The sequence below is a fragment of the Kitasatospora sp. NPDC093679 genome (assembly GCF_040683455.1).
GTDB classification, from domain to species: Bacteria; Actinomycetota; Actinomycetes; order Streptomycetales; family Streptomycetaceae; genus Kitasatospora; species Kitasatospora arboriphila.
Genome location: NZ_JBFBDW010000005.1, coordinates 63,536 through 73,443, shown reverse-complemented (window position 1 = coordinate 73,443; position 9,908 = coordinate 63,536). Strand labels below are relative to the sequence as shown.

The 9,908-nt window shown below is 72.7% G+C and carries 8 protein-coding genes; 7 read left to right on the top strand and 1 reads right to left on the bottom strand.

Annotated features, from left to right (window positions below; translation table 11 throughout):
• Positions 1–51: 51 nt before the first annotated feature.
• The 6 genes from rfbB (at position 52) to AB0O09_RS06385 (ending at position 5,396) form a co-directional block, all read left to right on the top strand.
• Positions 52–1,029 (top strand): dTDP-glucose 4,6-dehydratase, encoded by a 978-nt coding sequence (gene rfbB / locus AB0O09_RS06410; protein ID WP_359978233.1) that lies wholly within the window; start codon positions 52–54, stop codon positions 1,027–1,029.
• Positions 1,026–1,943 (top strand): dTDP-4-dehydrorhamnose reductase, encoded by a 918-nt coding sequence (gene rfbD / locus AB0O09_RS06405; RefSeq protein WP_359978236.1) that lies wholly within the window; start codon positions 1,026–1,028, stop codon positions 1,941–1,943. Before rfbB ends, rfbD begins: the two co-directional genes overlap by 4 nt.
• Positions 1,940–3,235, top strand: a complete 1,296-nt coding sequence (locus AB0O09_RS06400; RefSeq protein WP_363540457.1) for a hypothetical protein — start codon at positions 1,940–1,942, stop codon at positions 3,233–3,235. The genes rfbD and AB0O09_RS06400 overlap by 4 nt, the downstream gene beginning before the upstream one ends.
• Before the next feature lie 93 nt (positions 3,236–3,328).
• Entirely contained in the window at positions 3,329–3,730 is a 402-nt protein-coding gene (locus AB0O09_RS06395) for a DUF2304 domain-containing protein (RefSeq protein ID WP_359978241.1), read from the top strand.
• On the top strand, positions 3,727–4,506 hold the full coding sequence (locus AB0O09_RS06390; RefSeq protein ID WP_359978243.1) for a glycosyltransferase family 2 protein: 780 nt from the start codon (positions 3,727–3,729) through the stop codon (positions 4,504–4,506). Before AB0O09_RS06395 ends, AB0O09_RS06390 begins: the two co-directional genes overlap by 4 nt.
• A gap of 5 nt (positions 4,507–4,511) precedes the next feature.
• A complete protein-coding gene (locus AB0O09_RS06385) occupies positions 4,512–5,396 on the top strand; it encodes a glycosyltransferase family 2 protein (protein ID WP_363540456.1) in 885 nt (294 codons plus the stop codon).
• 102 nt (positions 5,397–5,498) lie between these two features.
• On the opposite strand, the gene AB0O09_RS06380 is transcribed toward AB0O09_RS06385, so the two are convergent.
• A complete protein-coding gene (locus AB0O09_RS06380; protein ID WP_363540455.1) occupies positions 5,499–7,145 on the bottom strand; it encodes a DUF2142 domain-containing protein in 1,647 nt (548 codons plus the stop codon).
• 270 nt (positions 7,146–7,415) lie between these two features.
• Between AB0O09_RS06380 and AB0O09_RS06375 the strand changes: the two genes are divergently transcribed.
• Positions 7,416–9,458 carry a hypothetical protein gene (locus AB0O09_RS06375; RefSeq protein ID WP_363540454.1) on the top strand — a complete coding sequence of 681 codons (2,043 nt, stop codon included), beginning with the start codon at positions 7,416–7,418 and terminating at the stop codon, positions 9,456–9,458.
• Positions 9,459–9,908 lie beyond the last annotated feature (450 nt).

Below are 9,908 nucleotides of genomic sequence, written 5' to 3'. Positions count from 1 at the left end.
CCCTCGCCCGGGCCGTCCATGCATTCGGACGGCAAGTAGACTGCGGGCACTATGCGCATTCTCGTCACCGGCGGTGCCGGCTTCATCGGTTCAGAGTTTGTCCGACAGCTGCTCGGCGCGGACGGGTCGCTCAGGATCACCGTGCTCGACAAGCTCACCTACTCGGGCGTCGAGGCGAACCTCGCCCCCGTGGCGGAGCACCCGGGCTACACCTTCGTGAAGGGCGACATCTGCGACGAGGCCGTCGTCGACCAGGTGATGCCCGGCCACGACGTCGTCGTGCACTTCGCCGCGGAGTCCCACGTGGACCGCTCGATCGCCGGTGCCGGCCCGTTCGTCCTCACCAACGTCGTCGGCACCCAGGTGCTGCTCGACGCCGCCCGCAAGCACGGGGTCGGCCGCTTCGTCCACGTCTCCACCGACGAGGTCTACGGCTCCATCACCGAGGGCTCCTGGACGGAGGAGTGGCCGCTCGCGCCCAACTCCCCGTACTCCGCCTCCAAGGCGTCCTCCGACCTGCTGGCGCTGGCCTACCACCGCACCCACGGCATGGACGTGGTGGTCACCCGCTGCTCCAACAACTACGGGTACTACCAGTTCCCGGAGAAGGTCATCCCGCTGTTCACCACCAACCTGATCGACGGCAGGAAGGTGCCGCTGTACGGCGACGGCGGCAACATCCGGGACTGGCTGCACGTCTCCGACCACTGCCGGGGCATCGACCTGGTGATGCGCGGCGGCCGGGCCGGCGAGGTCTACAACATCGGCGGCGGCACCGAGGTCACCAACAAGGAGCTCACCGGCCTCCTGCTGGAAGCCGCCGGCGCCGGCTGGGACATGGTCGAGCACGTCCAGGACCGCAAGGGCCACGACCTGCGCTACTCCCTCGACATCTCCAAGATCCGCGAGGAGCTCGGCTACACCCCGCAGGTGCGCTTCGAGGACGGCCTCGCGGCCACCATCGCCTGGTACCGCGAGAACCGCGCCTGGTGGGAGCCGCTCAAGACGAAGGCGGCCCTGGCGAAGTGAGTACCCGCTGGCTGGTGACGGGCGCGGCCGGCATGCTCGGCCGCGACCTCGTCACCGTCCTCGAGAACGAGGGCGACGAGGTGACGGCGCTGGGCCGGGCCGACCTCGACATCACCGACCCGGCCGCCGTCCGGGCCGCCGTCCGCGGCCACCGGGTGGTCGTCAACTGCGCCGCCTGGACGGACGTCGACGGCGCGGAGAGCGCCGAGGCCGCCGCCACCGCGGTCAACGGCGACGGCGCCCGCAACCTCGCCGCCGCCTGCGCCGCCGAGGGCGCCCGGCTGCTGCAGGTCTCCACCGACTACGTGCTGCCCGGCGACGCCACCGAGCCCTACCCGGAGACCGCCGCCACCGCGCCGGTCAACGCCTACGGCCGCAGCAAGCTGGCCGGCGAGCGCGCCGTGCTGGAGCTGCTGCCGGAGAACGGCTACGTGGTGCGCACCGCGTGGCTCTACGGCGAGCACGGCCCGAACTTCGTCGCCACCATGCTCAAGCTGGCCGCCCAGCGGCCGGCCCTCGACGTCGTCGACGACCAGCACGGCCAGCCCACCTGGTCCCGCGCCCTCGCCCGGCAGCTGGCCGCCCTCGGCCGGTCCGCCGACGCACCGGCCGGTGTCTACCACGGCACCGCCGCCGGCCGGACGACCTGGCACGGGCTCGCCCGGGAGGCCTACCGGCTGGCCGGACTGGACCCGGAGCGGATCCGCACCACCACCTCGGCGGCCTTCGTCCGCCCCGCCGTCAGGCCCGCCTTCAGCGTGCTCGGGCACGACCGCTTCGCCGCGGCCGGCCTCGCGCCGCAGGCCGACTGGCGGGCCCAGCTGGAGGAGGCCATGGCCACACCGGCGTTCGCCGCGCTCGCCGCCGCCGCCCGCACGTCCGTCCCCGCCGCCGAGGACGGCGGCACCCGATGAGGAACCCGCTCGCCAGGGTCCTGGCCGCCCTTCCGGCCGGCACCCCGGTCGTGGCCGCCGGCACGGTGGTCCTCGGCGCCGCCTCCTACGTCCACCTGGGCGTGGCCGGCCACAGCCTGTCGGTCGACGCGATGGCGAACGTCTCGGTGCTGTGGACCATCGTCATGTCGATCGGGATCGGCGTCTTCTTCCCGATCGAACAGGAGCTGACCCGGATCGTCGCCGCCCGGGCCGTCCTCGGCCACGGCGCGCTCCCGGTGCTGCGCAAGGCGGCCCTGCTCACCGGCGGGATCCTGGCGGCGACCCTCGCCGTCCTCGCGGCCGCGTCCCGGCCGATCGCCGACTCCTTCTTCCACGGCGACCTGGCGATGGTGGCCGCCCTCGGCGCGGCCTTCGTCGGCCTCGCCGCCGGCTACCTCACCCGCGGCATCCTCGCCGGCCTCGGCCGGTTCACCGCGTACGGCACCCAGCTCGGAGTGGACGGCGGCCTGCGGATGGGCCTCGCCTTCGGCTGCGCCGCGGCGGGTGCGCACACGGCCCTGGCCTTCAGCCTGATCCTCGCGGTCGCGCCGCTGGTGTCCGTGCTGGTGACCCTGCCGCCGCTCGTCCGGGTGCTGCGGCCCGGCCCGGCCATCGCCTGGCGGGACCTCTCCCGCGGGCTGTGGCTGCTGATCTGCTCGACCCTGCTCGCCCAGCTCGTGGTCAACGCGGTCGTCCTCAGCACCCAGCTGCTGGAGCCGACGGCGGTCGCGCTGATCGCCGCCCTGCTGAACGCCCTGGTGCTGGCCCGGGTGCCGCTCTTCGTCTTCGGCTCGCTGCAGGCCTCGCTGCTCAGCGGGCTGTCGAGCGCCGCCGCGGCGGGCGACCGCCCGGCCTTCAACCAACTGCTCCGACGCAGCGGGGCGGTCATCTGCCTGCTCGGCGGAGCCGGCGGAGCCGTCGCGGTCGCCCTCGGGCCGTGGCTCATCCGCGTGCTGTTCGCCGCACCGCCGGTGCTGGGCGGCTGGGACTTCCTCTGGCTCTCCCTCGGCACCCTCTTCTACATGCTGGCGATGCTCCTCGGCCAGGCCCTCATGGTGCTCGACCGGCACCGCTTCCAGCTGCTCGGCTGGGTCCTGGGAACGGCCTGCCTGGTGGGGGTGACCCTGCTGCCGGGGCCCATCGCCACCCGGACGGAACTCGCCTACTTCGCGGGCTCCGCGGTGACGTGCCTCGGCATGCTCGCCGCGCTCCGGCCCGCCCGCCGCACCCCGTCGCCCAACCCGCCGACCGCCGTGCTCGACCGGGTCTGAGCGGCCCGCGCAACCGTTCGACCCCGTCCACGGACCCTGCCGCACGTGCGACTACGATGAGCCTCCCGCCGATGCCGAAAGGCGAATTCTTCCGTGCAACTCACAGTTCTCACCTCGATCACCGGCGTGCTGGTGCTCGCCTGCATCGTCGAGCTGCTGCGCAGGCAACAGCTGCGTGAGAAGTACGCCGCGATATGGATAGCCATCGGCCTGGTCGTGGCTCCGCTCGGATTCGTCCCCCGGGTCCTCGACGCCACGGCCCGTCGGCTCGGGGTCGCTTCCGGTGTGAGCCTGGTCCTGTTCGCGGGCTTCATCCTCATCCTGCTCGTTTGCCTGCACCTCAGCTGGGAGGCCAGCCGTCTGGAGGCCGAGACCCGCAGCCTTTCCGAGGAGGTCGCGCTGATGCGGGCCCACCTGATGGAACGGGACGGGTACTCGCTGCAGACCGCCCGCGACCTCCCCGAGGACAGTGCCGAAACCGAGGTGCACTCATGATCGACGGGCGCCGAGTCCTCGTCATCCTTCCGGCCTGGAACGAGGCCGAGGGCCTTCCCGGCGTGCTCAAGGAGTTGCAGACCCAACTCCCCTGGGTGGACACGCTGGTGGTGAACGACGGCTCCTCGGACGCCACCGCCCAGGTGGCCGCCGCGGCCGGCTCCGCGGTCGTCAGCCTGCCCTACAACCTCGGCGTCGGCGGTGCGATGCGGCTCGGCTACCGCTACGCGCAGCAGAACGGCTACGACGTCGCGATCCAGGTGGACGCCGACGGCCAGCACGACCCCGCGTACATACCCACCCTGCTCGCGAAGCTCTCCGAGGCCGACCTGGTGATAGGCGCCCGCTTCGACGGCGAGGGCGACTACAAGGTCCGCGGCCCGCGCAAGTGGGCCATGGGCCTGCTCTCCCGGGTGCTGTCGCGGATCGCCCGGACCCGCCTCACCGACACCACCTCCGGCTTCCGCGCCTGCAACCGCGACCTCATCGAGTTCTTCGCCCAGTGGTACCCGGTCGAGTACCTGGGCGACACGGTGGAGAGCATGGTCGGCGCCGTCCGCTGCGGCTACGTCGTCCGCCAGGTCCCGGTCGCGATGCGGCCCCGGACGACCGGCCGGCCGAGCGCCTCCCCGGTCAAGGCGATGATCTACCTCGCCCGGGCCGGCCTAGTGCTGCTGCTCGCCATGATGCGGCGCATGCCGGAGCACCTCCGCACCCGTCCGGTCGCCCCCGTCCACCCGGCCGGGTCCGAACTCCCGTCCGCCCTGAAGGTCTAGGCCCGATGTCGCGTTTCGAGATCCTGCTGCCTTACTACGGCGACGTGGCCCTGATGCAGGACGCCGTGCGCAGCGTCCTCGCCCAGGACGGCGACGACTGGCGGCTGACCGTCGTCGACGACGGGCGCGAGCCCGACGTGCCCGGATGGTTCGAGTCCCTGGGCGACGACCGGGTCCGGTACTTCCGCAACGACGAGAACCTCGGCGTCACCGGCAACTTCAACCGCTGCGTGGAGCTCGCCGAGTACGAGTACCTGACCCTCATGGGCTGCGACGACCTGATGCACCCGAACTACCTCCGGGTCGTCCGGGAGGCCGTGGAGCGGTTCCCGGCCGCCACCATGGTCCAGCCGGGCGTCCGGGTCATCGGCAGCGACGGCGAGCCGTTCGACACCCTGGTGGACCGCACCAAGCGGAAGCTGTACGCGCCCAAGGGCGCCGGCCGCGAACTGCTCGCCGGCGAGGAGCTCGCGGTCAGCCTGCTGCGCGGCAACTGGCTCTACTTCCCGTCGATCTGCTGGCGCACCGAGTCCATCAGGAAGTTCGGCTTCCGCGCCGACCTCGGCGTGATCCAGGACCTCGCCCTGGTGATCGACCTGCTGGTGGACGGCGCCTCGCTGGCCGTGGCGTCCGAGGAGTGCTTCAGCTACCGGCGGCACGCCGAGAGCGAGTCCTCGGCGAAGGCGTACACCGGCGCCCGCTTCGGCGAGGCCAAGCGCTTCTTCGTGGAGACCGCGGACCGGCTCGGGGCGCACGGCTGGGCCCAGGCCGCCCGGGTGTCCCGCCTCCACCTCTCCTCGCGGCTGCACGCCCTCACCCTGCTCCCGGGGGCGGCCAAGCACGCCGGCCGGCCCGGCGTGAACGCCATGCTGCGGCACGCCGTGCGCTGACCCCGGCCACGGGAACACCGGCCGTGGAACGGCACCGGGCCCGTAGGACGCCTCCCGGGGGCGTCCTACGGGCCCGGTGCCGTTTCCTGGGCCGTGCGGCGGTCAGACCTCGGCCGCCCCCGCGGGGACCGCGGAGGGGACGGTGAGGGACCGGCCGACGCCGGCGTCCGGCGAGGCGGTCACCGACAGCACCGCGGAGGCGCTGCCCGTGCCGTCAGCGTCCCCGACCGTCGGCGGGCGGTAGTCGCTCTGACCCGCCACCAGCCAGACCACGCCGATCGATCCCAGCGCGTACACCACCGTCCACAGCACCCACGTCCCCGGCGGGCTCCACGCCGCCGGCATCGGGATGACGTGCCCCTCGACGCCGACCGTGAAGCGGCGCAGCGCCCAGAAGAACGCCGCCAGCTGTGCGGCGGCCAGCGCGGAGCCGATGACGAGGGTCAGCCGGGCGCGCATCAACCCGCCCTGCGGGGAGCGCTTGGAGAGGATGGTGGCGGCGAGCAGCGGCAGGCCCACCGCGAACGGCAGCAGGTAGCGGCCCTGCCAGATGAGGCCGAGGGTGGAGGCCTGCAGTCCCTGGGCGACGATCGGGATGCCGAGGATCGCGGCCATCAGCCCGAGCAGCGCGATCACGTCGCGGCGCCGCCCGCACGCCAGCGACAGCATGATCAGCAGCAGGATCGTGCCGGACCACACCGACACGGTCAGGAACGGGCTCTCCGCGTCCAGCCAGCCGAACCAGCCGATCATCTGGCGCAGGTACTTGTCGCTCTCCAGGAAGGTGTGCTCGGCCGCCTTGAAGAAGCTCAGGTCCGCGGAGGTCTGGATGGTCGAGTGGTCGGGGTGGGTGCTGTTCCACGCCTGCGCCGCGGCGAGCGCGACGGCCAGGACGACCGCCCAGAGCCGGGCGCTGCGGTGCTTGACGATCTCGCGCACCGCGCCCTGCTGGGAGGCCAGCAGACCGAAGAACACGGTGCCGACGATCCAGGCCAGCCCGAGCGGCCTGATCTCCAGCAGGACGACGCCGGCCACCCCCGTGCGGGCCAACCGCCGCTTCAGCAGGTCCGGTTGCGGATCTATCAGCAGCGACAGCACCGCCGTCCAGAACAGCAGGCCCGCAGCGATCTCGACGCCGTTGGGGTTGACCATGCCGCCGAGGAACAGCGTCATGGGCGTGGCGGCGGCGAGCACACCGATCTTCGGCAGCCAGGACCGGCGCCACTCGCCGGCCGTGACCATCGCGCTCGCCAGCAGCAGCGCGGACAGCACGGCGGAGACCAGGCGCATCAGGTAGACGCTGTGCGGGCCGGACACCAGGAGGCTGGGCCAGCCGACCGCGAAGTAGTAGACCGGGTTGTAGCGGCCGGCACTCGTCGTCACCAGCACGGTGTCCGAGTCCTCGTGGACCTTCTTCGCGCACTTCGCGGGGATCTTGCCCTTGAAGCGGTAGCAGGTGTCGGCCGTCTTGAGCTGCTGGTACCAGCTGGGGAGTTCGACGCCGGAGTTCGCCCAGGTGCTGTGGATGTACCCCACCATCTGGGGCTCCATCACCTCGACGCCGTTCACCTGGCCGCGGACCACCGCCGCCGCGCGCACCACGTGCGCGGGCTCGTCGGGCGAGGCCATCAGCGGGGTGGCGACGGACCAGGTGCCGCCGAGGATCGCGAAGGTGAGGAAGGCGATCGTCCACAGTCTGCGCCGGTCGCTCGGCGACCGCGTCGCCATCGCCTTCAGCACCCTGAACATCGGGTTGGGTCCCCCTCGTACGTGCACGCTCCGGTCCGGTCGGAGCGGACAGCCGAATTCGAGCCGCAGGAAGCCGGGCGGCGACCGGCAACCGCTCCACTCCTACGGAAGAGTATCCGTGCATCGGCGGGGACGGGCGCACCGGGGCCCCGGAGGCGTCGGGCCCCTCCTGGACACGCTCTGATAGGTTGCTCGCGTCGCGACCTGATCTTAGGCGGCTGGACGCCCCTAACCTAACCATCGAAGGGGCTCGGGTTGCCCTCCGAAACCATGCCGATCAAGACCCTCAACGGCGCTTCCGCCTCCGACCCGGCCCGGCCGGACAGCGGGGGCCGCGGCAGGGGCACAGCCCCCCGGTGGGCAGGGGCCCCGGTCTTCGCGGCGGTGCTCCTGGTGGCGCCGGTGCTGCTGCACCTGGTCTCCGCCGACCTGCTGACGCCCCTTCTGCTGTGGGCCGCGGCGGCCTCGCTGATCCGCTCGCGCACGTCGCCGCTGGACCGGCTGTTCATATCGGCGGCCGTCCTGGTCGGCTGGATATGCGTGCTCGGCCTGATCGCCTCCTTCTGGCCCTGGGGCCTGAACCCGCTGGCCCTGGCCGAGACCACGGCGCTCACCCTGATCGGCGTGCGCGTCCTGCGGGGAGCGCCGGACGACTCCGCGCGGCGGCGGACCCGGCGGAACCTGCTGCCGGCCCGGGACGTGCCCGTCCTGCTGACCTCGGCCTTCGGCTTCGCCTTCTTCCTGCGCCCCCTCCTGCACCGCGACGCGGTCGACCGCCTCGCGCTGGTCATCACCTCCGAGGACCTGGGCCGCCACTTCGCGCTGTACGACAGCATGATCCGCTTCTCCGGCTACCTGGCCCTGCGGGCGGACGACGCCGCCAGGACCATCCAGGAGGGCGTGTACACCTACCCGCCCGGCAGCCACATGACGCTGGCCGTGCTGACCTCGTTCGTGCGCGGCACCGACGCGCCGGCCGCGCCGCTGCACGCGCTCTCCCTGTTCATCCTGCTGAGCACGGCCGTCGCGGGGGCCCTGGTGGCCTTCACCGCGTGGTCGGTGCGCTGGGCGGCGGGCCCGGCCGTCGCCGCCCGCTTCCTCCTGCCGGTCTGCCTGGCGGGCGGCGTCTGGGTCGCCGTGGTGGAACTGCCCCGGCTGGTGCTGACCGGCTTCCTCAGCGAGATCTTCGGCCTGGCGCTCTTCGCGGTTTTCCTGGCCCTCGCCGTCCGCCCGCTGAGCCGCATCGGCGAGCAGCTGGTGTGCATGGGCGCGGTCTTCGTGGCGATCGCCTGCAGCTACTACCTGCTGCTGCCGGCCACCGGCCTGGTCGCCCTGGTGTGGGCCTGGGCGCACCGCCGGCGCTGGCTCCGGCGGATCGGCCGCACCCTGCTGGCCGCCGCGGCCGCCGGCGTGCTGGCGCTCCTGCCGATCGCCGCCAACTGGGCGTCGGCCGGATCGGCCAGCGTGCTGACCGTGCCCGGCGCGGTGTACCCCGTCAGCCGCCACCTGCTCTACCCGGTGCTCGCCGTGGCGGCGGTCCTGCTGCTCGGACGCGGCGCCCGCCGCAATCCCCCGGCCCGGGTGGCCGCGGGCTGCCTCGCCGCCACCGGTCTGCTCGCCTTCGGCATCCGCGAGTACCAGATGGCGGTCGCCGGCCAGACCTCGTACTTCTTCGAGAAGATGATGCACGGTCTGTTCCTGGCGACCGTGGTCACGGCCGGCGCCGCCGTCGGGCCGGTCCTGCTGGTCGCGTCCCGCCGGGCCCGCCCCGCCGGGACGGGCGTGCTCGGCAGGCTCGCCCCGGTGGTCACCGCGCTGGTGGCGACCGCCTGCCTGCTCGCCGCCCTGCTGATGAACTCGCAGCCCGACCTCGCCAAGGACTCCGGCTGGAGCAGCAGCGCGGGGCGGGTGTACCTCCGGGCCCAGTCCGCCCACCCGCGCATCGCCGACCAGGTGACCGCCATCGACCGGGCCCGGCCCAAGGACGACGGCAAGGTGTCGATGCTGCTGCTCGGCGACCGCGTCCCGACCGATCCCGCGCGGATCGAGGACAACCTCTGGCTGGGCGTGCTGAGCCGCGACCAGGGACTCTCCTGGCGGGCGTGGACGTTCGCGCTGAAGGGACGGACGGGGCAGGAGATCGTCGACTTCGCCGACCAGTCGGCCGTCCCGCTGCGGATCTACCTCTCGGACCCGGAGCTCCTCGCGCAGGTCCGGCAGGCCGCGCGGACCGGCCGCCACAAGGCGCTCGACGTCGTCATGGTGACCTTCGAGGGCCACCGGGCCGAGCTCGCGCCGCAGCGCCTCGGCTGACCGGGGGAGGGCCGGTGCCGCCCGGCGCCGGCCCTCCCGATTGGCGCCGGGGCCGTCTGGTGTGGCAGTATGTCCAAGTTGCTCGGTTGAGTGCCGATGCTGCGCGCCTCCCGCCGGGAGGACCGGAAGCGAGTCCCACGTACTCGTCGTTCCCGTGATGGCCGTTCATGCGTCCGCGTTCACCGCTCCTGCGGTGGGCGTGTGGGCGCAGTGGTGTGTAAGCGACACCGCGGCAGCTGCGGGGCGGACGTACGGGAATCTTCCGGGAAGCGTGGGCGGGGCCTCGACCCGGCGCCTGGTGGGTGCAAGACCTCACCGACCGAGAGTGAGAACCGAAGAGGGAGACCTCTTTGGTTTTTTGCAAGCGGTAGGGCGACACGCCCGACCGCGGGGGTCGGAGAGGGTAACCACCCGGAGGCGCCGCCGGACCAGTCCGCCCGGACGAAGCCG